Origin of the sequence: Planococcus halocryophilus, assembly GCF_001687585.2 — a bacterium.
GTDB classification, from domain to species: domain Bacteria; phylum Bacillota; class Bacilli; order Bacillales_A; family Planococcaceae; genus Planococcus; species Planococcus halocryophilus.
Genome location: NZ_CP016537.2, coordinates 2,104,526 through 2,128,922 on the forward strand (window position 1 = coordinate 2,104,526; position 24,397 = coordinate 2,128,922).

The window sequence follows — 24,397 nt, forward strand, 5'->3', positions numbered from 1 at the left end:
ACTCCTTTCACCATGCGGTGGATCCGCTGATACCCGCTCTTTTGTTTTCCATATCCGATTCTTGCGCATAACGGATACAGTCAATAATGTGATTGTCTTTGTCTTCAAGCTTCGGCTTTGGATTTCCGTCGCGATCCGTTTGGTAGTCGATGCTTTCAAACTCTCTTGCTGCATTCGGTGTACGTGACGGATCAATGACGATGGCATCTAAGTCGTCCAGCCATTTTTCCCCATACTCCACACTGCCAGGACCCTTCTTAGCTCCCCGGATGCGCCGTATTCCATTATCGTTTTTCATTTCACTAATCGATTTTGGCTCTGAACTATCGGCAACGATTTCGACATCTGTATATCGTTTTGCTTTAATCCATTCAGCTGCTTCCCGATTTGACATTTTTACTTTGTACAGTTCATCAAGGAGGTAAAGCGTTCGTCTTTTCTTGTCATAATGCAGACGCACAAAAGCAAACGGATCTGTTGCATATCCCCAGTCAATCCCTTGCCGGATATTGTCGAACTGCTTTATTTCATCATCAGTGATTTTACGGAATTGAAGATTATCAAACGGCACTACCCCAGAACCTACAGCTTTGCCTTCATACTCCCATTCATAACGCCTTTGATTCTTATTCTTAGTGTTCTGGGCTTCGTCGATAAACTGTTTGGAAATGAACGGGTTGTCCAGGTAAGTTGAATGATGTACGAATGTATTTGCGGGCTGAAACTGCGATTCGTATTTCTTATTGACCCAAGATTGTTTGCGTTTTGGCGGGTTGTAACTGAAGAAGAACTTATAAAAAAGACCATCTGCCAATTCTCCCCGTAATAAGGAGTTGGTGATGGTCGTCACTTCTTCTTCTGTTTTAAACTCAGCCAACTCTTCAATCCAAACAAGCGCAAAAGGAAAGTTCGCTGACTTTAATCCTTTAATCCGTTCTGGTTCCTGGGCGCCTCTGAATACCATGTAATTGCCTCTAGGTATGTAAGTGATCCGCATCGGAGACTTATTGATTTTAAAAAGATACGAAACTCCTTGTTCTTCAATGGCCCACTTCATTTGTTCAAACACGGAAAGCTCCAATGTATTGTCTACCTTCCGGATGCCCACAGCATTTACAGCCATTCTCATAAGGAGTTGAATAATTGCATGTGCAATGTCCGAAGACTTTCCAGAACCACGTCCACCTTTACAGACGATGTTTAGTATCTCTTTTGCTAATGACGCTCTCCAAACCGGATGAAAATGTTGCGGAATGAATTCCGATAGTTTACGTTGCATCTTCTTCACGTCCAATGTCATCAACAAACGTCACGTTCAATTCACCCTCGTGTTTAATGGTTTCTTTGAACATGCCAAGATGCTTGCCGATTAATTCAGTGGATCTATTGGCTCCGCTGCTGTCGAATTGATATTCTCCTGATGGAACTAACTGCTGCTCTTCGTAATCCCATTGCATGACTGGTTCAGCTTGCATTGATCTATCTGAGATATCCATTAACCTTTTTAGTACCCAATAAGCATCTAAATTTAATCGATCTGCACGTGTTTTCTTGAGTTCCTCAATACGTGCGCGGATATTAACATTCGTTAACAATCGACTTGCTTGAGCACTTGCTGTTCGCTCACTGTAGCCTGCTCGAATCGCTGACTGAGTAGCATTCAAGTCCACTAGATACTCATCAATGAATCGTTGCTGTTTTTCGGTAAACTTCACCATGTATCCCTCCTTACGCGCTATTTGCTGTAGGTTTGTCGTTTTCGAACTATTTGGTATCTGCTATACTTATAGTACTCACTTGATCTTTAATTCCGAGGTTGGATTTCCAGCCTTGGAGCCGGTGTCCTCATCGGTTAGAGAGGGTGATAGTTGTGAAGGTGTCGATAACTCTAGAGTTGTCGCCGGCAGTCGTTAGACTACTGTGCGCCATAGCAACGAGCTTCCTCCTGTAAAGGGGGGAGTTTTTTTATTACTCGTAATAAGCGGGGCGTTAGTGAGGGATTTACGTCCTCGAACGCATCCCCTCTTTTATTCTCCCCTTCACACATGACAATTCTGTACGTCTTTTGTACGTCACAAGAAATTGAATGCTATATCTCGCCCAAGAGTAAAATAAGCCATTAGACCAAGCAAAGCTCCTAAATTCCATGCTTCTTTATTACCGAAAAGTCGATTTAAAATAATAGCTGGTACTAAAATCCATATAAGAATCGGTAAAAGTTCTGTGGCTAAAGCTGAAAAAACTTCAATGATATTCGGAAACAGTGTTTCATATAAATCAATATTCACGTATGATTGCGCCCCCTTCATTATTTAGGATACATTTTATACGTTCCTTTGACCCAAGAGTTTCATCCTACTTTGATTTTTATTTTCTCGCGCGCTCTTTCGATGTATTGTTGTACTGTCCTTCTTTTTAAACCCACTTCATCTGCAATTTTGCCCATGCTTAAACCACTAGCTTCATGCAAAATGAAACATTGTCTTTCACGGAACGATAAAGCAGCAAAAATATCTGCAAGAATAATCTTCTCTTCAGCTGTCATATACAGTTGCTTTGGACCTTCCTCTAACTGCACGGTAATGTCAGGAATAAAGTCCATACTTGCAAAGGATTGCCGCTGATAAATGTTCCGCTTGTCTGCACCCTTATACGTCCCGGGCTGTCTCCCAATCTCCATCCAATCCATTGAGAAGGTCATGCTTTCAATCATGCTGTTGATCTGTGTAAGATCCTGTTTCTGATGGAAGTCGGTGCGATCAATCCGGTCACGACGACGCTCCAGGTCTTTCTTGTGAATACCGTACTCGTGTAATAGCTCATCTGCCCAAACGGTCATGGATGGACCTCCTCTTGTTTTTTTGAAATAAAAAAAGAGGACACCAAAACAGCGATTAAGCTGTAACGGTGTCCTCCAGTTTGCTGGTGCGGACTATTTAGATTAGATGATTGATTTTAAGCATTGTATTAAAAGACCTTAAAGGTTGTTTTAATTTGTAATATTCCATTACTGACCTTGAGCTTTCCACGAGAAATATTGCAGACATATTAGTGTTCAATTTAGGATCGATATTAAAATTTCCGACCTGCACCATATTATTAGAAATTTTTAAACGCGATAATGCATTATTTGAATGAACGTCTCTAGAGAAGATTCTATATAGTATTTCATATTCATTTCTAAGGCCTTGCTTAATGCATAGTTGCTCGAAACTGCCTGTTTTTCCATCTGCGTTATACCATAATGTTTTAGCACTAGAAGTGTTTAAAAGATTCAAGTAGTCATTGGTAACTTCGGAGCGATGAGCTTCATCTGAAACAGACAAATCACCATTTTTTAAATCATCAATTGACATACCCAATGATTCTCTAAGGTCCTTGCCAACTTTGGATTCTTCAATTAATTTATCATATAACTTAAATTCGCTTAATTTAGCGGACTTAGCATATGCACTCCCTCTTTCTTTAGTGTCCTGACTCAATATATATTTTAAGTAAACATGGGCTTCAAATATAGAACGGGAAATAATATCATGAGAATCATAGCACTTGGCATCAATTAATACCTTTAAAGAATTAATTTTTGCTATCAAATCTTCAAATAAACCGATTATGACACCATCATGTAGCTCAAATTCATTATTGTCTGCTCTACCCTGAAACTCATCGAAAACTTTATCGGAAATTTTGTTTGATTCTCTTAAAACCACATTGAACATCTTCAAAAATCTTCCCCCTCAACAGCTTGATGCAGTAATAGTGTCCACCAGTCGAATGGCGGGACTATAGAATTTTCATTTTAACTTTTTTCTTTTTAAAGATTTTTTTATCTGCTATCTCATATGACAAGAAAATTTCACTAATTCCATGTTGATAACCCATGAGTGCCGGATTTGAACTCATTTTTGCAACAATCGATTGTAGCTGTTTAGGCGGTATATTGAAATGTGTTATTTCCTTAAAATACACTCCAAATTTAGTTTTTTCTGGTTTTGTTGCATCTTGCAAGTCCTGTTCTTTTATATTTCCGTTAGTATGAATTTCTAACTTCACATTATGAATGGCTTTAGTGTTTTCCGAAGTATTTTCAAATAAAACCAATCCTCTGATTTCAAATGCTGTGAATCGATCGCTATTCGAATTAAATACTTCTTCTCCGGGTTCTGGACCGCTTGAAGAAGAAGTTATTCTTAGTCCTTCAGAATGTATTTTAACTGTTCCTGCATTTCTTAACATTTGACTAACAACCATTGTGGCAATAACGCCTGTTATCGCACCGATAATGCCTTGGAATTCTTTTAAAATTTCAAACCAATTCAAAATTCTTCCCCCTAATCAAAACAGCATAATACTGTATTGATGTCCTCAATTTTGATGGTGTGGACTATATTAGATTGAAATTGCCCTTATTTGTCTAACCATAATTTTGATCTGCTCTAATCCTATACTTATATTATTGTGGTGGAGCATATTTTCATTTTCAATGTAATCGGCTTTAAAGTCTTTTTTTAACGCAGAAGATAGAAAAGGATTAAATTTTAGAATTTTACAGGTCTTTCTCAGCTTTCTAAAATAATAATCATGATTATCATGCAGATCAACAGAGTCAATACTCAATAATTCTTCAAGTAAGACTCGAATATTATAACTAATTGCATTAAGATAGTGAAGATTTCCTGGTAATTCACTTGCTTTTTTCTCATCAAACAAAGCATCTAAAGCTCTATTGTGATCATCTAAATAAGAAATCAGTTCATCACCATGTTCGATAATTATTTTCTGGTTTCTAATGTGTAATTCTTTAAGCTTCTCATCTTCATTACTTTTATTAATGGAAATTACTTTCAAAGCATTCTTCGCAGCAAAATTTGCTCCTAACGCGACCCCTATTATTGTAAATAAACCAGTAACAAAACTCCTTAACAGCCAATTTGGAAAAAGATTTATATCAGCATTAATCAATGCGAGCGAAAGAGAAAAAGTAATAAGAATCAACGCTCCTATTATAAAATCTTTCGCATTCGTTACTTCTTTCAAAAATCTTCCCCCTCATCAAAATTCACACGCTTAACTTTCCCTTTGTAAGTCACAATGCTAGTTTCGGCATGTGAGGGAAGTGCAGCTATTTTCGCTTTACCCTCCGAGATGATTAACACACAATTTATGGGTAATTCCATTATATCCAACTTTAGCTCCCCTGTCTCGGAAATTTCTACCGGTTCCATCCTCAAAATTACCCCTCCTCATAGCCTGTGCAAGCTTCTATCTCTTTGCTTAATCAATCCCCGTTCAGCGTGATCAAAGACGAGGAGCGCCACTTCGCTGGTCTTTCTGGACATCTTCTCGGCAATACCTCGCACACTGATGTTCTCACTCCACAATTCCCGAAACACTTCCAGTTCCTCTTCTGAAAAGATTAGGTTTAAATCGTGATCGTCTGCTTCGAAAAGAAAATAATTCATGGCGAGCCCTCCTTCGCCTTAATAAATAACGTTCACTTCAACCCTCGGCGTCATGCTATAAAGCTTCCGGACCATCATGCTGACCACCTGGCTATCATCCTGCCAAATAATCTTCGTGAGGCCATCCTTCACACCTTTGGCTAGATTATCAACGTCGGGTTTCGTAACCGGCAGCAACAACCCGGCTTCAATTAACGCCTGTTTGGGCTTAGTATGATATTTCTTTGGTGTCGGCTGATAAAAGGTCAGTTCTAAGTGTATCGGCCCTGTAATAAGCTCCTTTGGTTTATATTGCGATGCTACGACCTTCACATATTGTTTGAAGTCCCTAGACTTCGCCGGATCGTAGAGAACCGTCTTGCCGGAAAAACTCTTTCCGGCTCTCGGTCTCCCCTGGGCTACTGGATCTCCCATGATTTCAAAGCTGATTGTCTCCAATGACTCACCCCTCAATCCAATTTCATAACCCGGTCATATTCAGCAATGAGGTCGCGTGTTTCCATCCCCTCAAAATAGCTTTCGCTTTTGCCTGTTCTGAAGGCCAATGTAATAATCATGCCTTCGCGATCTTCTGGTTTCATTGCGCCTGCTCCCTCGCTTATAAAATATTTCTTTTTCTTTTTTCTTCTAACACCTGTTCGGCAATCGCAGAAGCCACTGCAGCCACATGAATCAACTCTTCATACAGATTGTCAGCATCCGTATCCTTGCCCCAACCTTTTGCTTGCTGCATGGCTTCCGCGACTTCTCCCACTTCCTCAGTGAGAATCATCAGCCAGTCACCATGCGCGTGTCTCTGCCATCCCCACTTATTGTTCTGTCTTCCTCTTTCAACTAAGACGTCATATTGAACAGTTGCTACAAGTTTCTGTTTTTCCATATCAGAGAACACTTCAGCGGGCAGAGTGGATTTTTTATCTTTCGTCATCCTGGAACACCCTCTTTCTTCTGAATCCTTTTCAATGCAACTCGCAAGCTATGAGTGTGCTCCTGGTAGTACTTGGCTTTTTCACGTTGCTTGAGGTACTTGTATTGAATTTCATCACGATCCCGGCAATGTTTCAATAGTGCCTTCAGTGCATGGGTGGGAACTGCTACAGATAAACTATCTGGTCTTTCGGCAATCATTTCCTCAACAAGCCGCAAGCGTTCTTCCATACGCATAACTTGAACCCCCTTTTGATTTATCCTTTGCGCACAGCTTCAGAAGCCTGTACGCTTTCCTCTTTCAGAAATATACGATAACTATTTAGAAACAGCACTGGAACACAAATCCAGAAACTTATCACTGCAGCAATTAAGAGATTTAGCATATTGCCCCTCCTTTATCGATTAGCTAAATGAATGAAATTTTTAAAAAAACACTTTACTTTACCTTTGGAATTATCAAAGGTATACTAAAGGTATTCCAAAGGAAAAGAGAGTGATATTGATGGCAAAAACATTTTTCCCGAAAATGTTTATAATGGTTCCTGCAAGCAATCCACACCCCCCAATACTGAATATAAGGTGTCGATTGGTGAAGAAGCATGGGGTGGTGATCAACATCCGGTTCTAAAAGTACAAATGGTTTATGAGGGAGAAATTGCTGGAAGACGTAGTCCCTCATATCCCTTTGGAAGTGATGACTTTCAAAGAGTTATGACAGCAGCAAATAAACTCTTAGCTAAAATTGACGATTCAGAAATTGAATTTATCTAATCAAAAGACCTTAATCGGTCTTTTTTTTGTCTTCTTAATTCACATCTCATAATTCGCATCCTTCACCCCACCACTGATAAATCCTTTTTGCGTACATCGAACAATGCTTTCGTTTCGGGTGTAAAAATCATTTTTTATCCTCCCACTCAAACAATCTCCAGCCGTTTCTCAACATCCAATTAACTCCCGTCGGACGATAACGGCCGTATTGCCAAATTCTCTGCCCGTTTTCAAAGCGATAGAACCAAAGCACTCTGCCCCCAGCCATCAGAACCACGGACTCGCTTTCACTTCGATGTCACGCTGTAGATGAACTTTCACCATATAGGCTTTGAGATCGTGATAATCCATTTCTTCGAGCGCCTCACCATTTGGCCCGTAATAGATGCTGTAACCTTTCAGTTCCTCAACCCAAAAGCCCATGTGTTTATGCCAATACTTCATATCCCGTCCTCCTTCAATTGTTTTCCAATCTAATTCCGTTAAATCCTCACTTTTAAGAAAAAATTGGTATTGAAAGGGTAAAAAAAATTAGAACGGCAAATCGTCCTCTGGATTGCCTGTGTGCTCTTCCGGCGCATTGACCGGTTCTTTATCGCCAGTAGCTGGAGAAGCTTCATTTCTAGCCGCCTGTGTGTTTTTAGGTTCAAGGAATTGCACGCTGTCACAAACAACTTCAGTCGTATAAACCCGCTTGCCATCCTGTCCTTCATAGCTGCCGGTTTGAATCCTGCCTTCGACGCCAGCAAGACTTCCTTTTTTTAAGAAGTTTGCTGTGTTTTCGGCTTGTTTTCGCCAGACCGTGCAATTGATGAAGTCTGTTTCCTTTTCTCCGTTTGTATTGGAGAAGTTTCGATTGACTGCCAATGTGAACCTGGCTACTGCAGCTCCTGAAGCGGTGTACTTTAAGTCTGGATCTTTTGTTAGTCTTCCGACCATTATTACTCGGTTGATCAAGCTGCCATCTCCCCACTAATGTGTCTGTGCAACAAACCTTCTGCAGCTGCATGATTCAATCCAGTGAGCTGTTTCAGTTCTTCAAATAGAATGCTGAACTGTTGCTCGATGACTTTGTCTTCTGTTTCCGACCAAGCACCGGCAATCAATATGAGTTGATTCAGTAATTTATCCATTGGTTTTCCTCCTAATTGATGAGTAGATGATCAAACTTGGACAATCGCCCTTTTGCTACTTGTCTACGGTAACTAGTAGCCTTGTTTTCAATAGGCTGTGAAATTTCTAAGATGCGGTCATAAGATCGTTTACCAATCTGTCCTTCTAAAAATTTGGGCTCCAAGTTGGAAGTGGCCATAATCGGTTTGTTGCGGCGGTATCGATTGTCGATAATCAGAAACACGATTTCCTGCACCCAATCGCTTGTTTTTTCTGCGCCGATGTCGTCAATGATAAGCAAATCGCAGATGTTCAAAGCCTTCAAGATTTTCTCTTCGCTGTCGGTATTGCCTTTGTCGAAGGTATTCTTGATTTTCTTTAACAGATCCGGCATCGAAACGAACACAACAACTTTTCCCTCTTTGTGCAATTGATTATGAACAGCTGCAGCTAAGTGAGATTTCCCATTCCCTGGCACACCCCATAACAAGATGGATTCAAGCCCAAACTCTTTAAAGTGATCTGCGTAGTAGCGTGTAATCTTTTCAGCTTTTTCAGCACCTGGACGTGTAGAAAAGTTGGCGAAATCAGATTCCTCAAACCGTTCGCCCAATTCGCTAATCGAAAACAACTCTCGCACTTCACGTTCACGCTGTGCATTCTTATAGATCTCAAGCTCGGCTTTCTGAACATCCGCTTCACATTTACAAACGGGCTGTACCCATCGCGTATGTCCCAAGACTTCAATTTCTAGTGGTGGGACAATCTCTTTGCAATGTGGACATTCAACCCCTTCAGAGTGAGAGTCCGTCCCATTCTTCGTCACTAGATTCTGCATGATGTTTTGAAGTGGTTCCATTCAAGCTCCCTCGCTTTCGTCTTTCGAATTCTTTGTCTGCAGCTACCACATCAGCCAGCTTCACGATCTTCTGTCTTTTCCAAGATGACAGGATACTGTCAGCAAAATTCATTTTGTTCCGTGCATTCGCTTCGACTGAACGTTTCAATGCCTCATGAACCAACTCCTCAGATGATTCATCAATCATGATGGAAATTCGTTCAGCAATATGTGGTACTAAGTAACTGATGTTTTGTTCATAGAAGCGAAATGCTTTTCCAGGAGCATCAGCATCAACAACTTTTTTTGTTTCTTTTTCTGTTTGTTGTTGTTCTTTATCATTCTCCTTATCCTTATCTTTCTCTTTATCTTTACGTACAAGTATCTCGGGACTATCAATAGCCCTTGCATACAGTATCGATACAGTATCTGATTTGATGTTATTGGCTACATTCAGGTATTTTTCAACAAAGGGTTCGTATTTAACGTCTTTCAATTCAACCTGGACTCTAGCAACAACTTTCGGACTGTTGTTCCAGTTGTATTTCGCCCAATTTTTAATGTAAATTTCCTTTGTCGGTTCGTGGTATTCAATTTTTCCGTACTCCACAAATCGTTGCAAAAGTTTATCAACTGTTTCGCGGTTGTAACCCGTTTCCGTTTCGATAATACGTTTAGGTAATTCATAGATGCCAATCTGTGAAGACTTACTATTTGTCATTAAGTAGATATAGAAGTACTTTTCCTCTGGCGTTAAATCCAATACAAAAGCGTCTTGCCAAAAACTTACTTGCACTTGTCTATACTTGCTCATCCTCTGTCACTCCTCAGTTTGCTTACGGTATATAAATCATCTTCCCAGTCAGTTCTGCCACCTCTTGGCGAAACTGTTCCTCGTTACTGTTGGAATCCGATAAGTGAAGCAGCCATATTTCCTGCAGCTTCGATAAGTCATTTGCTTTTAAAAACTCTTTTACGTTCTCTAAAGAGAAGTGGGATCGCATCAATCGTTTCCTCAAAACTTTTGGCGTTCTTCCCGATAGAATGTTTTCGTCCAATATCTTTTGTGAGTAGTTGCACTCGACCATTAAATGCGTGATGTCTTTAAACCGATATTTAATGTAATAGGTGTCTGTAGCGAAAAGTAATTTATCTCCTGCACTATTCACTAGCAAAAAGCCAAACGGTTCTGACACGTCATGCTGTACATCAAATGGCAAGATGGTCCACGTTCCGATTTGAAACTGTTTCTTGTTTTCAACAACTTTTAATCGATGATGTTCAATGCCTAATTCGTCTTTTGTGCCTTTAGATAAGTAACAGGTGATGCCAGCTTTTAAAACGTCAGGAACACCCATACAGTGATCTTTATGTTCGTGTGTTATCAAACAGCCTTTAATATCCCGTGTCTGGAAGTTTAACTTCCGTTGAATGTCGCGAAACTTGATTCCTGCTTCCAGGAGAAGGGGCGTATAGCCATCTGTGATGTAGTAGCAGTTCCCCTTCGAACCGGTTGCAAGTGTTTTGATTTCAATCATTAGAACGGTGGAGCGTCGTCTTCTGCAGTAGCAGTTCCGGCTGGCTCATGTTCTTTCTCTTGCGAAATCTCACCATTTTGTTTAGTTGCTTTCGGCTGTTCAATTACCGGTGATGTGATATCTAGTTCTTCTTTGTTAGCATTTTTATTAATTTCATACTCTGGGTTGATTTCTTTTCTCTCATTATCAAACTCGTTTTCAGTAGTACGATTTATAGCTCCAATAAATAAGTCGCTGTCATCCGAAGTATTGATAAACGCTTTAGCAGCACGATTGATCACGGTACGTTTCGCCATTTCTTGCGGGTACTTGTTTTGCACTGTGGCCATGCTTGATTGAGACCACGACGTTTTAATTTCTTCGATAGTCATAACGGTCAAGAACTGCACCCCGTCATCACGCTCGATGATGCAATAAGCGCCTTCGATGTCGTCTTTATTTCCGGTTGCCGCTTTCCAATCCACTTCGTGCGATTTAAAAGCCAGTTGCCCACGTTGGTTGTACTCGACGTCGAATTTTTCACCTTTCCAGATGACGTTAGCCCAAATATCTTTAACGCCTGTCATCCTTTTAATTACGGCTTGGGTACCGTGATAAGATCTTGTGAACTGCATTTTGTCGCCGTAAACAATGAAGTAGCCTTGATTCTTTGCAACGCTCAGTGCTTGAATGGCCATGTCTTGCAACGAGAAGGCGACACTCTCTTTTGTCGCGCTGTCGATCAACGAAGTTTTCTTCTTAAAATCCACCTCTGTCAATTTGAAATAGGCCGCTTGAACAGCATTAACAATCGAGTAATTTTCTGGAATGTTGATTTGATTGTTTTCAACCATGCTTTGAACCTTCTCGGCGACTCTCGTCACCATTGCGTTTTGTTTATTTGATTCAGCAGGAACATTACCCTGTTGTTGTAGTTGATTTGTCATATTAAATTGCCTCCTCTAAATTTGGTGTTTCAATGCGTAGTGACTTGTCTTTCTCCGAAACAATTAAACTGATTAGTTGTGAATCAGTCTCTGCCAGTTGTGTAACCGCTTCTGCGTTATCTACGAAGATTGGTGCTTGAATGCCGTGGAACTCGGATAATGTGTTAATGATGTCGAGTCCAATGTTGATTTTGGCTGCATTGTTCAAGCCAGATCCATAAGGCACACCCTGGAACGTGGTTTCGCATACTTCTTGCAACCCACCATTAATTTGGGTTTCGAAAAGTCTGAAGCGTGCGTACTTGAATTTGGCGTTTATTTTCTCTTCTAAGATGTTGACTTTCGCTCGGATAAATTCTTCTGATAGGAACAAGTGATGTTCTAGCTTTTCATACTCTGCTGCTAGTTGTTCTTCTTGGTCCATCAACTCCTGAATCCGCTCACGTAAGGACGCTACATTTGCATACTTCGCGATTTCAGCATTCAATTCTGTACGTTTAGCCTTGTTCTCTTGAATGTCGGATTGAATTGATGAGATGGACTCTTCTGCATTTTCTTTCATGGTTTGAATGCTCGAGCTGACTGCTTGTTTTTCTTCAATCAGCTTGTTATATTCATCATTCTTTTTTACGTCTTGAACGTTGGACTCAGCTGTTTTAAGCTTTTCGGATAGTTCTGCAACAACATTGTCTTTTGATTCAATCTGAGCTCTTAGCTTCGCGATTTCATCGAGAATCTGACCGTGTTTGTCTTGTTGTTGTTTATTTTTCGTGGCACCCTGTTCACCTTCGCGTTTGATTTTGCGAAGCTCTTCCGATTTCCAGGCATTAAATTGAGCCAATGCTTTTTCTTTAGCTGATTCTACTTTTTCTTCTGGTAATTCCTGACCACATGTTGGACATTCACATTCCACTTCGTGAACATATTTTTGGTTATTCAACTCTGTCCAACGGCGACGAAGATACATCAAGGAAAGCTCTGTTTGCTGAATCTGGTCTGTAACATACTTGTTCTCATTTTCTTTTGACCGCTTCTGCGACTGGAATGCTTGCAGATTTGCTTGCTCTTCCTGCAGCTTCGCGCGTAACCGATAAATTTCTTCTTTTGAGTCCTGTTCAATGTCACGCTTGATGTTATGCAAGCTCATATCGATGCGTTGTAATTCTGCTTCTTTTGTTAGAATAGCGTTTCCATTTTTAATGGCACTAACCTGCGTTTGCAGCTCCTCAATACCTGAGTCCAGCTTGTCTACTTCTGCCTGAAGTTCCGTGAAGTTTCCTTCATCTTCTGGAATCGATTTCTCAATCTCGTTGATGCGAATTGGAATCCGTTCCAGCTCTTCGTTAATTTTCTTACGACGGCTATTAATTGTTGCTTTGAAGTCATCCAAGCTCTTACCGCGTAAAATGACACGCAAGCCTTTTAATTCATTGTTCGATTCAAATACTTCTTCTTCTGAAACATCGCCACAAACGGAAAGTAAGATGTTTCGACGGTCTTGCCATTTCACTTGTTCATTGAAATATGTCGGCGAAGTCAATAACTTAAACACTTCTTCTTCCACCAATGATTGAATACGCTTGTTGAATTCGGATTTCTTCAACGGCGTTTCGTTTACAAAGTAGTCTGTTTCATGTCCCGAAAACTCTTTTGTAGTTGATCCGCGTGTCTTGGTGTATTTTTCGCGGTACACTTTGCGAAGCGTCATTGGTTGATGGTCAATGGATAGTTCGCACTCCACTTCGTGATCCAACATCGGAATCGCTTTCCCGTCTTGAAGTGTTTTGATTTCAAAATCCTTTTTGTTCTGGCTGTCTTTATCGAACAACAACCACAAGAAAGCGTCGAAGAGACTTGTCTTTCCTGTTGCGTTGTCACCGTAAACCATTGCATTCGACCCATTCATTTCTATTGAAAAGTTTTTCACGCCTTTGAAATTAGTTAACGTGAGTCGGTTGATGTGGATTTGTTTCATGTAGTCTCCTCCTAAGAATCGTGCTATACTTAGCACATAGTTTTCTTTAAACGACGCCCCACGCCACATGGGACGGTGAGCCGGTTGCTTCTGCAGCCGGCTTATTCTATTGCCCGACAAAATTCAACATTTGCTACTTCAATCAGATAATCCTCAACATTATCTTCCAAGACCACGCGGCCAGCTCCATCTTCAAACCACTTATCTCCTACGTGAATTTCCGAACCGAAATGATCCTCGACCGGATGATCAGTGACAAGCTTTAGCGACTCATTATCCAGTAGCTCCTGTGAAGCGATTTCGTTCTCCATCCATTCACGAGTAACCGGACCGTGCCAGCATGTTTGGTTGATAATGTTCTGGATAATGACTGTTTGTGCCTCACTTGGCAGCCCGTGCATGCGTACCTCCAAATCTTTTGCGTCCCGATATTCCTGCAAGTCTTCTACTTTTTTCACCATTTCTTTATCCCCTTTCGTCATTTCACGATGATTACGTCATCGCCATATTCCACGTTGTAGCCGTGCTGTCTGAGCAATGTCACAATGAAAATTGCTTCTCTGTTCGTTCCGAGATTTTCAAAAGAAATGACGGTCGACAGATTCCCTTCATTTGCCGACACTCTCATGATGTTTCGAATTTTCATCATCTTTTCGGATTTATCAAAAGCTCTGAGATCATCAGATGCCTTACCTGTTGGCGCCATGTATTCACCTTCTTTCTGATGGAGTGAGTCCCATCAATAAGACCAGGAACGAAAAGGGAATATCGCTCCTGAGCTTATTGACGAGAGCCAAGGCTCTCGTTTATACTTGAGTTACAGAGTAGTAATTGCCGTCTGACCTAGCAGTCAGTCGGTTTTTTTATGTTCTTTTTCAGGAGCTAAAATTTGTGAGCCAATCATCAAGCTGATAAAAGTGATAAAAATTGCAATTCCTACCATGTGTACCGGATCTCCGAATTCCATTAGGCCAACCATCCTTTCGCTTTCCATCTTGGGATTAGGGATTTGATCCTTTCTTTAATGGAAATTTTGTATTCGACCTGAACTTGTCTCAGCAAATTATCGATGTGGATCCGCGCTTCCAGTAATTCATCCATCAAGTTCTTAACCGACTCTTTCTCGTTTACGTCCAGTGAACTTGGTGGTTTTGCTAAGCAAACCTTTTGAATCATCTCTAAACTCTCTTCAATTTCGCGTTTCGCGTGGGCACTGAATGCCAACCGGTGCTGCTCCATATTCTTACCTCGCAAGACTGGTGAAGTCATTCCTCCGGAAAATTCATATAAAATATCCATTGTGTATTCCGGATTGTCGTAAAGCGTGATTGACTCTTGTGCAATATCTGCCTGCATGGTGCGTCTTTCCTTTTTGATGTGACTCACTAATTGCGCTGAAATATTCAAGTCCATGGCGATTTGTTCGCCAGTCATTTCTTCTCCCTCAATCAATCGATTAATTGCCTGTCCAGCATTTGCGGAACGTTTCAACTTCATGTCTTCCACTCCTTTTTTGTATGGCACACGGTATTTTTATATACATCAAGCCGTTGTATGATTGTTATATGGAGAGAAAAGCCCTCGCTTATCTCTCTTGCCTCTCCCTCAACCAAGTTAATAGAAATTCCTCAGTTTCTTTAGCTGGCATGTACCATTTCGCTCCAATTTTGAATCTAATTTTCTTGAATCGATCATCGTAGAAAAATTGATCTAAAATGAAGGATCTGCTCATGCAGGTCTGCCTCTCTAATTCAGGTAAGTCCCAAAACGTGTGTCTGTGCTCCAAATGATTCAAGCGCTGTCGCAATTCCTCGCGAATCATCCCTTCCAATTGGGCTTCATTCAATTGCAATAACTGTCCCATCGCTTTCCCTCCTCCTGGGCGTTCCTCGCGCCCTCTTTTTTTATGAAACCTTTCTTGGCAGCCAAGCATCCACATAACGAATTGCATTCTGTAAATCCTTGCGCTTAACATCCTTGTATGAAGCAACAGCGAAACGATCTTTGATTTCTCTATACAACTCTTTGAACATGCGGCGTTGGCCAGCTGGATCCGATTCGATTTCGTATACTTTAATTGCAACTGCCTTTTGTAGCCTGCGTTGTTCTCCATGATCTAAAGTGACTTGGTTCTCTGCGATATCTCGCACCTCAGCAATTTCCTTCTTTACAACTTCAATTTCACCCGCTGTTTCTAGACTCAGTTTCATTGAAGCCATTAGCTGTTCTTTTTCTGACAATTGTCTCGGTTGAGTAAGCGCCTTTTCCATTTCATTAAAGGCGTTGATGTATTCCAGTTTGAAGTGCAACGCTTTGGATCCGGTAAAACCCATTGCAAGTAATGTAAAGCCATTTCTGTTCATTAAGTAGATTCGACGATTACGACCATAGCTATCGGGTTCTATGGTTTCAAAAAACATCTCTCCAAAATTGGAGACATCTTTTTTCAATACATCCACATCACGTAAAATGTGAGCATGTTGCTTATTGAATGTTTCCGCGATACTTGATGAACTGGTTACCGCCTGCTGATTGTGCATAAATAACAGATTTTTCATTTTTCTTCCTCTTTTCTTTGTTATAATTTTCCTATCTAAAATAGATGGGAGGTGAGAATATGAACATTAAAACTGATATAGTCCTTAAATCGGATAGCAGTCGCATAACCTTTGAAATTGACAAGCCGAATGTTTGTCCTATTTGCAAACAATCTGGAGATCATTCCTTATTAGGGAAAAATATTAATCAAGAAGATTATGTTGTTTCTATCACTCTCGAATGCACTATGTGCTATGAAATATTTTTTGCTAAATACGACGTTGTCACTCCTAGGGAAAAATTTAGTCACTTCAACAACCCAGTTCAGGTTGTGCTAAAGGAAACTTTTCCTCTTCAGAAAGTAGAAAGTCACTTACCAGAGGAAATGAAAGATTTATTTCCTGACTTCGAAGAAATATATGTGCAAGCATTGTCCGCCGAATCTAATGGGTTACATTTGATTACTGGTATTGCATTCAGAAAGTCGCTAGAGTATTTAGTAAAGCTTTATCTGATTACAAAATCGCCGTCCGATGAAGAAGAAATTAGAAACGAATTTTTAGGTAAATCAATTAAACGGATTGAGTACCCTATTATTCAAAAATTAGCTACTGCTGCAACATGGTTAGGAAATGATGAAGGCCATTTCACTAGAAAGCACTTAAACTATGATGTTTCCGACATGAAGAGATTTATTCTTTCTCTATCTCATCTAATAGTTGCTGAAAAAGTTGCTGAAGATGCAGCCGAATTAGTTGATTAGTCTTTCAAAATTGTTATAGGAAATTCATCCTTTTCAGCCAATAACTCACCATCTTTAGACCAATACTGATCTACATTTCTCACAATGTTTTCTGGTGACCCATCGCCTCTACTTGCAACTACGTGAATCACGGTAACTTCTTCTGCGAGTAGAGGCGTTCTTAATTCAACTTTTTTCTCCATTCCAATTCCTCCTAGTTTTTATTCGAAATTTTCTAATTAAAAACTGATAACGAAAGTTTTATGAGTTTAATATTTCCTGTTATGCCTGCACACTCTCCAATCAGCATTCAAACGTCGTGGCATGGCCTTTCGGCGTCGCTCGCTTCTTAAGAAGGTCTTGGCGTACTCTGCTCGGTTCAAATACTCATTGGAGAGTGTGGCTAGATGTGTTTAGTTAGTTGCCTCCTTTCTCAGACGGCGACTCGATTTTTTTCAGACAGTCTTTTAGTATGAGAATCTTGTACTTCTAAACTAAATAAAAAGCTGATATCTTCTTCAAGTATTTCTGCAATGCGAAAAGCAATTGGCAGTGGCGGTTTATTATGGCCATTCTCCCAGTTTGAAACTGATTGCTTACCGGCTTTTCCAAGCATTTTTGCAAGTTGTTCTTGAGTGAGATTTTTCTTCTCTCTGGCTTTAGTCAAGTTTGTGTTCTTCATGTCCTCACCTCCAAAGTATAATTAACTTGTACCTTTAGTATAAGTACAAGTAATTCATATGTCAACGATTAAATACAAATTTCTTGTACTTTAAATTTAATACTATACCTTTGATGTACAATATAGTTGTACTATTAAGATAGGAGGGATATTTATGTTAACTATGCGCCTCAAAGCTGCTCGTAAATCTGCAAAGCTTACCCAAGAAGGCCTGGCTAAACGAGTGAGTACTACAAAAGCAACTATAAGTAATTATGAAAACGGACATAGTACTCCTTCTAATGATATGCTTTTGGCTTTGTCAGATGCCTTAGATGTTTCAACTGATTACCTCCTCGGCCGCACAGATAATCCTGATTCATTAAATAATAAAAAAGACAGCAAAGGCAATCCTTCCTGGGGCGATGAAGCAGAATTTGAAGCTTGGGTCAATGATCCATCCGTGCACAAGTTCTATAAAGAGTTTAAGGACAGTCCAGAAGAGCGCAAGAAGGCTTTAATGGCCGTTTGGGAGATATTAAAAACGCAAGGGAAATAAATTTAAAAAGTATTTAATTAATAAACTATAGTATAATAACCTTGTTAATTTAAAACGTGTATCCCTGCCACTAGCAGGGTTTTATTATAATTTGTTAAGAAAATTTTTACTGTTTTGGTTATATGTACACTACTTTTTATAGGGGGTTGGAAGATGACTGATAAAACAGAAGCAAAAAAAGAAGCGACGCTTGATAAGGTTAAGCGCATTGCTCAGGCCGAACACCAAGATTTCCGGTATATTACGACTGGAACAATAGAAGGAAGTAAAAACGCTACAGAATATGCTATCGCTACTGACACTGGCTTGTTTTTCTACTTGTTTAAAAATGAAAAGCTGCAGCCACTAGATCATGTCCTTTGGGAAAATGTGAAAGAAATTAAAGTTGATTATTTGGCCATGCGGACGAATCTTACCTTAAACGGTCAAAACTACCGGTTAGTGAATGAAGGGAAAAAGATTTTTGCTTTAGCTCAAGAGAAGAGTGAAGCGAAAGTTGAAAAAGTAGACCGTAAGTGGCACCAAAAGATTCTCGGCTTCCGATCAGGCACTCACTGGAAGAAGATCACAGCCGTTATTGCATATCTGCTTATATTCGGGTTTATCGGCTCCTTCTTTTTTGGTGAAGAGGAAGCCGAAGTGGCAGCTGAAGATGAACCGGCAGCATCAACAGAAGTTGCATCGGAAGAAACCGAAGCATCAGCAGAAGAAAAAGAAGCTGAATTAAAAAGAATTGAAGAAATAGCTGCAGCTGAAGAAAAGAAACAAGCAGAAAAAGACGCTGCTGCTGCTGAAGAAAAAGCATTAGCTGAGGAAAAAGAAGTTGAAAAAGATGCAGCTGTGTTAGATTCTTTCAATGCTATTCGAACGGAAATGATTAACCAGGGATCAGGTGTAGTCGATATGGATATAGCCAAAGATCCTAGTTATTATCAGATTAAAATTATAGTTGATGAATCAATTTGGGCTAATTCAACAGAAAGTCAAAAAATGAGTTTCGTTACATCTTTAAGTACTGTCTTGGAAAATGAAATTGATGAGACACTATTTTACGATGTCTATAGCAATATTAATGAGGACATCGTGGCTACTACTGGAATTCTAGGTAGTTGGAAAATAAAAAGGTAAATTTAAAACCCCACTTCCAATTAGTGGGGTTTTCTTATAAACTTAATTAGAACATACGTTCTTAAAGGGGTGATAAAATGGCGAATACATACAATAACTTAGAAGACTACATTACAAAATTGCTGCACCGTATCGACATTTTCCATCCGCATCAGCTGACGATGGAAAATATATATCCCAGACTTGGTTTAACTGTTTATCACATTCCTCAAGATTCAATGGCCATAGAAGGCATTATATTTTTGGACAATCGAAAAACTGATGCTTATCAATGGCAAGATTTCGGGCATGAACTGTGTCATGCACTATGGCACGCCGGTGACCAGGCACTCATTCCCTTGTCCATGCGTGAATACCAAGAATGGAAAGCAGAGAATTTCTCCCAGCATCTTTGTATTCCTACTTTCATGCTGGATAAAATGGAGCTGCCTAACCATGAAAAAGAAGCTGTGTGGATGATCATGGAGACGTTTGGAGTAGAGCGATGGTTTGCAGAGAAACGACTGCGCCAGTATCTTTCTAATTTTTTATATGGATAGGAGTGAAATTTGATGAAAAAAGAAGAATACATCCCTTTAAATGAACTGGGCCAAAGACAGAAAGAGCTTCCTGGTGTTTTCCCTGTCTTTAAAAAGATTCGCCGTGTCGATGGCGAGTTGATTGGTGAAGTTCAAGCATACAGTGACGAATATGGAAACCGTTTAGAGAAGAATTTAGGTAACAAGCAAAATCTTCATTAAATGTATTTCCGAAAGGATTGAACTATACGGGAAATTGGATAACGATAAGTTAGAAGGAGGGATTGCAATGGCATCATTTCGTAAACGAGGGAAAACGTGGCAGTATCGAGTGGTCGTAATAGACCCCTTTTCCGAAAAGAAAAGAGAATATACCGAGAGTGGATTTTCGTCAAAAAAAGAAGCTCAGTTGGCCGCAGCAAAAAAAGAAAAAAGTGTGCTTCAAGGGTATGGCAAGGGTGAATTCGCTTTTGCTGCTTATGTCCGGGAGTGGTTGGAACAATACGTCAAAGATAAACTGCGGCCAAACACTTATAAAACGTATCGGACCGCCTTGGAGAATCATGCCATTCCCTATTTTGGCGGCATAAGCATCCATGAAATCAAACCGATGATGTATCAGAAGTTTATCGATAGCTTGAGTGAGAAGAATTTATCAACTGAATCTTCTAGGCGTGTCCACAATGTCTGCTATCAAGCTTTAAAAAGAGCCGTGATCAATAACTACATTGAAAAGAATCCAGCCGAGAATGTGCAGATACGTAAGAAACAAGTCCAAAAACTAAAGTACCTGGAGCCTACATTTTTAAACTCTTTGTATCCAGAAATCTATAGGCGAGGTCACGTCTATGGCGTTTTCTTTAAGTTCCTTTTTGAAAGTGGTGTGCGCAAAGGAGAAGCTGCTGCATTGAAATGGCCGAGAGTAGATTGGAAAAACGATATTATCTATATAGAAGAAACCCTCGACTTTCAGCCTGATCATCCAGATGAGTTATTCGGGCCAACAAAGAAAGAAGGCTCTGTCCGCTCACTGAAGATGCGAAAGAGCTTTATGAAAGAGTTACAGGAGCATCTGAAGTATCAGAATCAACGAAAGCTTCATTTGGGTGAAGCCTATCGCCATGATTTGAATTTGATCTTTTGTCGGGAAGATGGTTCTCCCCTTCCTAAATCAACATTGTACAATGTCTTTAAATCCTGCTTGGCTAAAATTGATGCTCCTCCCCTTCCGATTCACTCGACCCGGCACACACATGCGGTTATGTTACTGGAAGCCGGTGCCGACATGAAATATGTCCAGGAACGATTGGGCCATCAAAATTACCAAATCACTGCAGACGTTTATAGCCATGTGTCGAAGAAGATGGAAGAACGTTCAATTGAGAAATTTGACGACTATATGAGCACTTTTTAAAAAAAGTTGGGCAAAAATTGGGCAAATAAAAAAAGTTGCCCAATTGGTTACTTTTATAAGAAATAAAAAAACCGTTGGAGCCTTAGAGCCCCAACGGTTTAACTATTAATACATTTTCAAGTATTGCTCGCGTTCCCATGGGTGTACAGATGTGCGGAACATGTCCCACTCGATTTCTTTTGCTTCGACGAAGTTGTTTAAAATGTGTTCGCCTAATGCTTTAGTCATTACTTCGTTGCTTTGCAACTCTTGTAGAGCAGCGTACAATGTAGCCGGTAGATCTTTAATGCCGACTGCTTCGCGCTCTTTTTTGTTCATAGCGTAGATATTGCGATCTACTGGGTTTGGTGGAGTCAATTTTCTACGGATGCCGTCAAGACCTGCACCTAGTAGTACTGCCATTGCTAAGTAAGGGTTAGCAGCTGGATCGACTGAACGTACTTCAACACGTGTAGACAAGCCACGTGATGCTGGAATACGGATTAACGGGCTTCTGTTTTGTCCTGACCAAGCGATGTAACAAGGCGCTTCGTATCCAGGAACTAGACGCTTATATGAGTTTACTAGTGGGTTTGTAATAGCTGTAAATCCTTCAGCGTGCTCTAAAATACCTGCAAGGAATTGGTAAGCTGTTTCACTTAGCTTCATTTCGCCGTCTTCATCAAGGAATGTATTGCGGTCTCCATCAAACAACGAAACGTTCATATGCATACCAGAACCGTTTACACCAAATAATGGCTTCGGCATAAATGTCGCATGAAGTCCGTGTTTACGAGCGATCGTTTTAACAACAAGTTTAAACGTTTGGATATCGTCACATGCTTTTACAGCATCAGCATATTTAAAGTCAATTTCGTGTTGCCCAGGTGCCACTTCGTGGTGAGATGCTTCAATTTCAAAGCCCATTTCTTCTAACTCAAGCACGATGTCACGTCGGCAGTTTTCGCCAAGGTCCATAGGTGCTAAGTCAAAATAACCACCGTGGTCATTTAGTTCTAATGATGGTTCGCCACGTTCGTCAAGTTTGAACAAGAAGAATTCTGGTTCAGGTCCAAGGTTGAAGTGTGTGAATCCTAGCTCTTCCATTTCTTTTAATACACGTTTTAAGTTTGTACGTGGATCTCCAGCAAATGGCGTACCGTCTGCACTGTAGATATCACAGATTAAACGTGCTACTTTTCCTTTACCTGTGATCCATGGGAAAACAACCCAAGTATCAAGATCCGGGAATAAATACATATCAGATTCTTCAATGCGTACGAAACCATCGATTGAAGACCCATCAAACATCATTTTGTTATCGAGTGCTTTGTCCAATTGGGATGTCGGTATTTCAACGTTTTTAATGACCCCAAGAATGTCGGTAAATTGCAGACGAATAAAATTAACGTTCTCTTCTTTTACTAATCGTTGAATGTCTTCTTTTGAATACTTGCCCATGTTCTCTTCACTCTCCTATGAATGTTATATGTAAGCCCATTTCAGTTAAAGAAACGGGATAAATCACTTTGTCTAAAACCGCCTTTTTCAAATGGACGGGCTTGGTGTTTCAGTTCTTCATGCAGCAACTTTCGCAATTCTGCATCGCTTAAACTTTTCGGCTCAGCTTTTTCGTTTTTAGGCGTTTCTTTTAAATCGTAAAGTTTTTTAATGCCCGCGATATTAAGCCCTTGATCTAAATAATCTTTAATCTCAAGTAAAGCATCGACATCATTTAGTGAAAACATACGCTTGTTGCCTTCTGTACGGGCAGGGCTGATTAGCTCGTGCTCTTCGTAATAACGAATTTGTCTCGCTGTCAATTCCGTCAGCTGCATAACTATACTGATCGAAAGTAGCGGCATCGTCCGTCTGACCCGGTTCGTCATAAGATTCACTCATTTCAAATAATTACTACTTCTAAATCATACATCACGTCATATTAGTTGTCAACGAAATGTTACGTTTTCTAACATGTAAATTTTCTGCATGTTTATTTATTAAGTATCATTTAAATTAGTTGTTGTTTTTTTAATGCATCTACAGAATTTAATACAGCAATTTTCACATGCTCGTATGTAAGTCCGCCTTGAACAAATGCTGTATACGGCGGTCGAATCGGACCATCTGCTGTTAGTTCAATGCTAGAACCTTGTACAAATGTCCCTGCCGCCATAATGACATCGTCTTCATAACCAGGCATATATGCAGGTTCAGGCTTGAATTGTGCGTTTACCGGTGAACTAGCTTGTATTGTTTGGCAAAAAGCAATCATTTGTTCAGCAGTTTGAAATGATACCGATTGGATTAAATCTGTGCGTTTGTCGCTCCAATGAGGCGTTGTTATCATGCCCGCATCTTCTAATAACGCAGAGGTGAAAATTGCCCCTTTTAAAGCTTGTGAAACAACGTGAGGTGCCATAAAAAACCCTTGATACATATCAGGCAAGGCATTGAGTGACGCTCCAGCCTCTCCACCTATACCCGGTGAAGTCATACGATAACCGCATTTTTCGATTAAATCTTTTCTTCCAGCTATATATCCGCCAATTTTAGCTAGTCCTCCACCAGGATTTTTGATGAGAGAACCCGCGATCAAATCCGCTCCTATTTCAATCGGTTCTTGCGTTTCTACAAATTCCCCATAGCAATTATCAACAAAAACAATCGCTTCTGGTTTTATGCGTCGGATATGGACAATCATTCCTTCAATTTCTTCCATAGTAAAAGAAGGACGTGTGTCATAACCTCTCGAGCGTTGAATGGCAATTACTTTCGTCTTGCTATTGATGGCTTTTTCAGCTGCATCCCAATCAATTTTGTTCTCCGCGTTTAGTTCTACGTGCTGATAGCTTATTCCAAAGTCTTTTAATGAACCGGTATCTTTTTCTCCTCCAGAAACTATCGAATCTAATGTATCGTATGGTTTACCAGTAAGATACAATAATTCATCTCCCGGACGTAATACACCAAACAAAGAAATTGTAATAGCGTGAGTTCCTGAAATGATTTGCGGTCGCACAAGAGCTGCTTCTGCTTTAAATACATCGGCATAAACGCGTTCTAATGTATCCCGTCCTTCATCATCATATCCGTAGCCCGTTGACGGATTAAAATGATGGTCACTAACACGTTGGTTATGAAAAGCCGTCAATACTTTCTCTTGGTTTATATAAGCCGTTTCATCAGCCAGTTGAAGTTGTTTTTGAATCGTTTCTTCTATATTTTTAATAGTTGTTAACATGTAATTCTCCATTCTCTTGAATTTCTCTTTCTATTATGCGGCATGACTTGAAATAGCGTCA

The 24,397-nt window shown here is 40.1% G+C and carries 38 protein-coding genes; 7 read left to right on the forward strand and 31 right to left on the reverse strand.

Going from position 1 to position 24,397, the window contains the following annotated elements; translation table 11 throughout:
- Positions 1-7: 7 nt before the first annotated feature.
- From BBI08_RS10615 to BBI08_RS10670, 13 genes are all read right to left on the reverse strand, one after another.
- Positions 8-1,279 (reverse strand): PBSX family phage terminase large subunit, encoded by a 1,272-nt coding sequence (locus BBI08_RS10615; protein ID WP_008497872.1) that lies wholly within the window; start codon positions 1,277-1,279, stop codon positions 8-10.
- Positions 1,269-1,718, reverse strand: coding sequence for a terminase small subunit (locus BBI08_RS10620; RefSeq protein ID WP_008497873.1), 450 nt, complete (start codon positions 1,716-1,718; stop codon positions 1,269-1,271). The genes BBI08_RS10615 and BBI08_RS10620 overlap by 11 nt, the downstream gene beginning before the upstream one ends.
- 354 nt (positions 1,719-2,072) lie before the next feature.
- Positions 2,073-2,288 (reverse strand): hypothetical protein, encoded by a 216-nt coding sequence (locus tag BBI08_RS10625; RefSeq protein WP_008497874.1) that lies wholly within the window; start codon positions 2,286-2,288, stop codon positions 2,073-2,075.
- A gap of 62 nt (positions 2,289-2,350) precedes the next feature.
- On the reverse strand, positions 2,351-2,839 hold the full coding sequence (locus tag BBI08_RS10630) for a sigma-70 family RNA polymerase sigma factor (RefSeq protein ID WP_008497875.1): 489 nt from the start codon (positions 2,837-2,839) through the stop codon (positions 2,351-2,353).
- Positions 2,840-2,936: 97 nt separating this feature from the next.
- Entirely contained in the window at positions 2,937-3,719 is a 783-nt protein-coding gene (locus BBI08_RS10635; RefSeq protein ID WP_236610228.1) for a DUF5677 domain-containing protein, read from the reverse strand.
- Between the two features lie 64 nt (positions 3,720-3,783).
- Entirely contained in the window at positions 3,784-4,320 is a 537-nt protein-coding gene (locus tag BBI08_RS10640) for a hypothetical protein (RefSeq protein WP_008497877.1), read from the reverse strand.
- 69 nt (positions 4,321-4,389) lie between these two features.
- Entirely contained in the window at positions 4,390-5,037 is a 648-nt protein-coding gene (locus tag BBI08_RS10645) for a hypothetical protein (RefSeq protein ID WP_008497878.1), read from the reverse strand.
- The gene (locus tag BBI08_RS10650) at positions 5,034-5,225 is read right to left on the reverse strand and encodes an XtrA/YqaO family protein (RefSeq protein WP_008497879.1); all 192 of its coding nucleotides are present in this window, start codon (positions 5,223-5,225) and stop codon (positions 5,034-5,036) included. The genes BBI08_RS10645 and BBI08_RS10650 overlap by 4 nt, the downstream gene beginning before the upstream one ends.
- 18 nt (positions 5,226-5,243) lie before the next feature.
- Positions 5,244-5,462 carry a hypothetical protein gene (locus tag BBI08_RS10655; RefSeq protein ID WP_040850882.1) on the reverse strand — a complete coding sequence of 73 codons (219 nt, stop codon included), beginning with the start codon at positions 5,460-5,462 and terminating at the stop codon, positions 5,244-5,246.
- 18 nt (positions 5,463-5,480) lie between these two features.
- Positions 5,481-5,900 (reverse strand): RusA family crossover junction endodeoxyribonuclease, encoded by a 420-nt coding sequence (locus BBI08_RS10660; RefSeq protein WP_040850883.1) that lies wholly within the window; start codon positions 5,898-5,900, stop codon positions 5,481-5,483.
- A gap of 11 nt (positions 5,901-5,911) precedes the next feature.
- Complete coding sequence (locus BBI08_RS17375) at positions 5,912-6,043, reverse strand: hypothetical protein (protein ID WP_008497880.1); 132 nt, start codon at positions 6,041-6,043, stop codon at positions 5,912-5,914.
- A gap of 17 nt (positions 6,044-6,060) precedes the next feature.
- Positions 6,061-6,390 (reverse strand): MazG-like family protein, encoded by a 330-nt coding sequence (locus tag BBI08_RS10665; protein WP_237146534.1) that lies wholly within the window; start codon positions 6,388-6,390, stop codon positions 6,061-6,063.
- Entirely contained in the window at positions 6,387-6,626 is a 240-nt protein-coding gene (locus BBI08_RS10670; protein WP_008497881.1) for a hypothetical protein, read from the reverse strand. The genes BBI08_RS10665 and BBI08_RS10670 overlap by 4 nt, the downstream gene beginning before the upstream one ends.
- Before the next feature lie 345 nt (positions 6,627-6,971).
- On the opposite strand from BBI08_RS10670, the gene BBI08_RS17200 reads away from it, so the two are divergent.
- Positions 6,972-7,163 carry a hypothetical protein gene (locus BBI08_RS17200; protein WP_237146535.1) on the forward strand — a complete coding sequence of 64 codons (192 nt, stop codon included), beginning with the start codon at positions 6,972-6,974 and terminating at the stop codon, positions 7,161-7,163.
- Positions 7,164-7,430: 267 nt separating this feature from the next.
- On the opposite strand, the gene BBI08_RS17040 is transcribed toward BBI08_RS17200, so the two are convergent.
- The 13 genes from BBI08_RS17040 to BBI08_RS10735 form a co-directional block, all read right to left on the reverse strand.
- On the reverse strand, positions 7,431-7,607 hold the full coding sequence (locus BBI08_RS17040) for a hypothetical protein (protein ID WP_008497884.1): 177 nt from the start codon (positions 7,605-7,607) through the stop codon (positions 7,431-7,433).
- An 87-nt stretch (positions 7,608-7,694) separates the two neighbouring features.
- Complete coding sequence (gene ssb / locus BBI08_RS10680) at positions 7,695-8,120, reverse strand: single-stranded DNA-binding protein (protein WP_083383313.1); 426 nt, start codon at positions 8,118-8,120, stop codon at positions 7,695-7,697.
- Positions 8,117-8,296, reverse strand: a complete 180-nt coding sequence (locus BBI08_RS10685) for a hypothetical protein (RefSeq protein WP_008497886.1) — start codon at positions 8,294-8,296, stop codon at positions 8,117-8,119. The genes ssb and BBI08_RS10685 overlap by 4 nt, the downstream gene beginning before the upstream one ends.
- Before the next feature lie 11 nt (positions 8,297-8,307).
- Entirely contained in the window at positions 8,308-9,102 is a 795-nt protein-coding gene (locus BBI08_RS10690; RefSeq protein WP_237146536.1) for an ATP-binding protein, read from the reverse strand.
- Positions 9,071-9,928 (reverse strand): DnaD domain-containing protein, encoded by an 858-nt coding sequence (locus tag BBI08_RS10695; RefSeq protein ID WP_008497888.1) that lies wholly within the window; start codon positions 9,926-9,928, stop codon positions 9,071-9,073. Before BBI08_RS10695 ends, BBI08_RS10690 begins: the two co-directional genes overlap by 32 nt.
- Before the next feature lie 22 nt (positions 9,929-9,950).
- On the reverse strand, positions 9,951-10,652 hold the full coding sequence (locus BBI08_RS10700) for an MBL fold metallo-hydrolase (RefSeq protein ID WP_008497889.1): 702 nt from the start codon (positions 10,650-10,652) through the stop codon (positions 9,951-9,953).
- The gene (locus BBI08_RS10705) at positions 10,652-11,578 is read right to left on the reverse strand and encodes a RecT family recombinase (RefSeq protein WP_008497890.1); all 927 of its coding nucleotides are present in this window, start codon (positions 11,576-11,578) and stop codon (positions 10,652-10,654) included. The genes BBI08_RS10700 and BBI08_RS10705 overlap by 1 nt, the downstream gene beginning before the upstream one ends.
- 1 nt (position 11,579) lies before the next feature.
- A complete protein-coding gene (locus BBI08_RS10710) occupies positions 11,580-13,553 on the reverse strand; it encodes an AAA family ATPase (protein WP_065528078.1) in 1,974 nt (657 codons plus the stop codon).
- Positions 13,554-13,654: 101 nt separating this feature from the next.
- Positions 13,655-14,035 (reverse strand): YqaI family protein, encoded by a 381-nt coding sequence (locus BBI08_RS10715; protein ID WP_155800275.1) that lies wholly within the window; start codon positions 14,033-14,035, stop codon positions 13,655-13,657.
- Positions 14,032-14,259, reverse strand: a complete 228-nt coding sequence (locus BBI08_RS10720; RefSeq protein ID WP_008497894.1) for a hypothetical protein — start codon at positions 14,257-14,259, stop codon at positions 14,032-14,034. Before BBI08_RS10720 ends, BBI08_RS10715 begins: the two co-directional genes overlap by 4 nt.
- Before the next feature lie 260 nt (positions 14,260-14,519).
- Positions 14,520-15,050, reverse strand: coding sequence for a hypothetical protein (locus BBI08_RS10725; protein WP_008497897.1), 531 nt, complete (start codon positions 15,048-15,050; stop codon positions 14,520-14,522).
- An 88-nt stretch (positions 15,051-15,138) separates the two neighbouring features.
- A complete protein-coding gene (locus tag BBI08_RS10730) occupies positions 15,139-15,417 on the reverse strand; it encodes a hypothetical protein (RefSeq protein WP_040850886.1) in 279 nt (92 codons plus the stop codon).
- Positions 15,418-15,457: 40 nt separating this feature from the next.
- On the reverse strand, positions 15,458-16,111 hold the full coding sequence (locus BBI08_RS10735; RefSeq protein WP_008497898.1) for a Rha family transcriptional regulator: 654 nt from the start codon (positions 16,109-16,111) through the stop codon (positions 15,458-15,460).
- 59 nt (positions 16,112-16,170) lie between these two features.
- Here BBI08_RS10735 and BBI08_RS10740 point away from each other — a divergent pair, with 59 nt between their 5' ends.
- Positions 16,171-16,854 carry a hypothetical protein gene (locus tag BBI08_RS10740; protein WP_008497899.1) on the forward strand — a complete coding sequence of 228 codons (684 nt, stop codon included), beginning with the start codon at positions 16,171-16,173 and terminating at the stop codon, positions 16,852-16,854.
- Here BBI08_RS10740 and BBI08_RS10745 read toward each other — a convergent pair.
- Together BBI08_RS10745 and BBI08_RS10750 are read right to left on the reverse strand one after the other, a co-directional pair.
- The gene (locus BBI08_RS10745; RefSeq protein WP_008497900.1) at positions 16,851-17,036 is read right to left on the reverse strand and encodes a hypothetical protein; all 186 of its coding nucleotides are present in this window, start codon (positions 17,034-17,036) and stop codon (positions 16,851-16,853) included. The genes BBI08_RS10740 and BBI08_RS10745 overlap by 4 nt on opposite strands.
- A 230-nt stretch (positions 17,037-17,266) precedes the next feature.
- The gene (locus BBI08_RS10750) at positions 17,267-17,515 is read right to left on the reverse strand and encodes a helix-turn-helix transcriptional regulator (protein WP_008497901.1); all 249 of its coding nucleotides are present in this window, start codon (positions 17,513-17,515) and stop codon (positions 17,267-17,269) included.
- A gap of 154 nt (positions 17,516-17,669) precedes the next feature.
- On the opposite strand from BBI08_RS10750, the gene BBI08_RS10755 reads away from it, so the two are divergent.
- From BBI08_RS10755 to BBI08_RS10775, 5 genes are all read left to right on the forward strand, one after another.
- Positions 17,670-18,053: a helix-turn-helix domain-containing protein gene (locus tag BBI08_RS10755; RefSeq protein WP_040850887.1), complete on the forward strand. Its 384-nt coding sequence runs from the start codon at positions 17,670-17,672 to the stop codon at positions 18,051-18,053.
- A 153-nt stretch (positions 18,054-18,206) separates the two neighbouring features.
- Positions 18,207-19,181 carry a hypothetical protein gene (locus BBI08_RS10760; protein ID WP_065528079.1) on the forward strand — a complete coding sequence of 325 codons (975 nt, stop codon included), beginning with the start codon at positions 18,207-18,209 and terminating at the stop codon, positions 19,179-19,181.
- A 77-nt stretch (positions 19,182-19,258) separates the two neighbouring features.
- Positions 19,259-19,720: an ImmA/IrrE family metallo-endopeptidase gene (locus tag BBI08_RS10765; RefSeq protein ID WP_008497904.1), complete on the forward strand. Its 462-nt coding sequence runs from the start codon at positions 19,259-19,261 to the stop codon at positions 19,718-19,720.
- A 12-nt stretch (positions 19,721-19,732) separates the two neighbouring features.
- Entirely contained in the window at positions 19,733-19,921 is a 189-nt protein-coding gene (locus BBI08_RS10770) for a hypothetical protein (RefSeq protein WP_008497905.1), read from the forward strand.
- Positions 19,922-19,988: 67 nt separating this feature from the next.
- Positions 19,989-21,113, forward strand: coding sequence for a tyrosine-type recombinase/integrase (locus tag BBI08_RS10775; protein WP_008497906.1), 1,125 nt, complete (start codon positions 19,989-19,991; stop codon positions 21,111-21,113).
- A 105-nt stretch (positions 21,114-21,218) separates the two neighbouring features.
- Here the strand turns inward: BBI08_RS10775 and glnA are convergent, their stop codons facing one another.
- The 3 genes from glnA to BBI08_RS10790 form a co-directional block, all read right to left on the reverse strand.
- Entirely contained in the window at positions 21,219-22,553 is a 1,335-nt protein-coding gene (glnA, locus tag BBI08_RS10780; protein ID WP_008497907.1) for a type I glutamate--ammonia ligase, read from the reverse strand.
- Between the two features lie 41 nt (positions 22,554-22,594).
- Positions 22,595-22,981, reverse strand: coding sequence for a MerR family transcriptional regulator (locus tag BBI08_RS10785; protein WP_040850889.1), 387 nt, complete (start codon positions 22,979-22,981; stop codon positions 22,595-22,597).
- Between the two features lie 122 nt (positions 22,982-23,103).
- Positions 23,104-24,348: a methionine gamma-lyase family protein gene (locus BBI08_RS10790; protein WP_065528080.1), complete on the reverse strand. Its 1,245-nt coding sequence runs from the start codon at positions 24,346-24,348 to the stop codon at positions 23,104-23,106.
- Positions 24,349-24,397: the final 49 nt, after the last annotated feature.

Excerpts from the sequence above, each read along its gene's own strand:
- BBI08_RS10725 (WP_008497897.1), bottom strand. The coding sequence starts at position 15,050 with ATGAAGTTGAAACGTTCCGCAAATGCTGGACAGGCAATTAATCGATTG.
- BBI08_RS10650 (WP_008497879.1), bottom strand. The coding sequence starts at position 5,225 with ATGGAACCGGTAGAAATTTCCGAGACAGGGGAGCTAAAGTTGGATATA.
- BBI08_RS10715 (WP_155800275.1), bottom strand. The coding sequence starts at position 14,035 with ATGACGAAAGGGGATAAAGAAATGGTGAAAAAAGTAGAAGACTTGCAG.
- BBI08_RS10665 (WP_237146534.1), bottom strand. The coding sequence starts at position 6,390 with ATGACGAAAGATAAAAAATCCACTCTGCCCGCTGAAGTGTTCTCTGAT.
- BBI08_RS10635 (WP_236610228.1), bottom strand. The coding sequence starts at position 3,719 with ATGTTCAATGTGGTTTTAAGAGAATCAAACAAAATTTCCGATAAAGTT.
- BBI08_RS10630 (WP_008497875.1), bottom strand. The coding sequence starts at position 2,839 with ATGACCGTTTGGGCAGATGAGCTATTACACGAGTACGGTATTCACAAG.
- BBI08_RS10770 (WP_008497905.1), top strand. The coding sequence starts at position 19,733 with ATGAAAAAAGAAGAATACATCCCTTTAAATGAACTGGGCCAAAGACAG.
- BBI08_RS10685 (WP_008497886.1), bottom strand. The coding sequence starts at position 8,296 with ATGGATAAATTACTGAATCAACTCATATTGATTGCCGGTGCTTGGTCG.
- BBI08_RS10790 (WP_065528080.1), bottom strand. The coding sequence starts at position 24,348 with ATGGAGAATTACATGTTAACAACTATTAAAAATATAGAAGAAACGATT.
- BBI08_RS17375 (WP_008497880.1), bottom strand. The coding sequence starts at position 6,043 with ATGAAACCAGAAGATCGCGAAGGCATGATTATTACATTGGCCTTCAGA.
- BBI08_RS10760 (WP_065528079.1), top strand. The coding sequence starts at position 18,207 with ATGACTGATAAAACAGAAGCAAAAAAAGAAGCGACGCTTGATAAGGTT.
- BBI08_RS10745 (WP_008497900.1), bottom strand. The coding sequence starts at position 17,036 with ATGGAGAAAAAAGTTGAATTAAGAACGCCTCTACTCGCAGAAGAAGTT.
- BBI08_RS10775 (WP_008497906.1), top strand. The coding sequence starts at position 19,989 with ATGGCATCATTTCGTAAACGAGGGAAAACGTGGCAGTATCGAGTGGTC.
- BBI08_RS10730 (WP_040850886.1), bottom strand. The coding sequence starts at position 15,417 with ATGGGACAGTTATTGCAATTGAATGAAGCCCAATTGGAAGGGATGATT.
- BBI08_RS10615 (WP_008497872.1), bottom strand. The coding sequence starts at position 1,279 with ATGCAACGTAAACTATCGGAATTCATTCCGCAACATTTTCATCCGGTT.
- BBI08_RS10620 (WP_008497873.1), bottom strand. The coding sequence starts at position 1,718 with ATGGTGAAGTTTACCGAAAAACAGCAACGATTCATTGATGAGTATCTA.
- BBI08_RS10710 (WP_065528078.1), bottom strand. The coding sequence starts at position 13,553 with ATGAAACAAATCCACATCAACCGACTCACGTTAACTAATTTCAAAGGC.
- BBI08_RS10735 (WP_008497898.1), bottom strand. The coding sequence starts at position 16,111 with ATGAAAAATCTGTTATTTATGCACAATCAGCAGGCGGTAACCAGTTCA.
- BBI08_RS10700 (WP_008497889.1), bottom strand. The coding sequence starts at position 10,652 with ATGATTGAAATCAAAACACTTGCAACCGGTTCGAAGGGGAACTGCTAC.
- BBI08_RS10720 (WP_008497894.1), bottom strand. The coding sequence starts at position 14,259 with ATGGCGCCAACAGGTAAGGCATCTGATGATCTCAGAGCTTTTGATAAA.
- BBI08_RS10740 (WP_008497899.1), top strand. The coding sequence starts at position 16,171 with ATGAACATTAAAACTGATATAGTCCTTAAATCGGATAGCAGTCGCATA.
- BBI08_RS10785 (WP_040850889.1), bottom strand. The coding sequence starts at position 22,981 with ATGACGAACCGGGTCAGACGGACGATGCCGCTACTTTCGATCAGTATA.
- BBI08_RS10655 (WP_040850882.1), bottom strand. The coding sequence starts at position 5,462 with ATGAATTATTTTCTTTTCGAAGCAGACGATCACGATTTAAACCTAATC.
- BBI08_RS10705 (WP_008497890.1), bottom strand. The coding sequence starts at position 11,578 with ATGACAAATCAACTACAACAACAGGGTAATGTTCCTGCTGAATCAAAT.
- BBI08_RS10755 (WP_040850887.1), top strand. The coding sequence starts at position 17,670 with ATGTTAACTATGCGCCTCAAAGCTGCTCGTAAATCTGCAAAGCTTACC.
- glnA (WP_008497907.1), bottom strand. The coding sequence starts at position 22,553 with ATGGGCAAGTATTCAAAAGAAGACATTCAACGATTAGTAAAAGAAGAG.
- BBI08_RS10750 (WP_008497901.1), bottom strand. The coding sequence starts at position 17,515 with ATGAAGAACACAAACTTGACTAAAGCCAGAGAGAAGAAAAATCTCACT.
- BBI08_RS10695 (WP_008497888.1), bottom strand. The coding sequence starts at position 9,928 with ATGAGCAAGTATAGACAAGTGCAAGTAAGTTTTTGGCAAGACGCTTTT.
- BBI08_RS10670 (WP_008497881.1), bottom strand. The coding sequence starts at position 6,626 with ATGCGTATGGAAGAACGCTTGCGGCTTGTTGAGGAAATGATTGCCGAA.
- BBI08_RS10765 (WP_008497904.1), top strand. The coding sequence starts at position 19,259 with ATGGCGAATACATACAATAACTTAGAAGACTACATTACAAAATTGCTG.
- BBI08_RS17040 (WP_008497884.1), bottom strand. The coding sequence starts at position 7,607 with ATGAAGTATTGGCATAAACACATGGGCTTTTGGGTTGAGGAACTGAAA.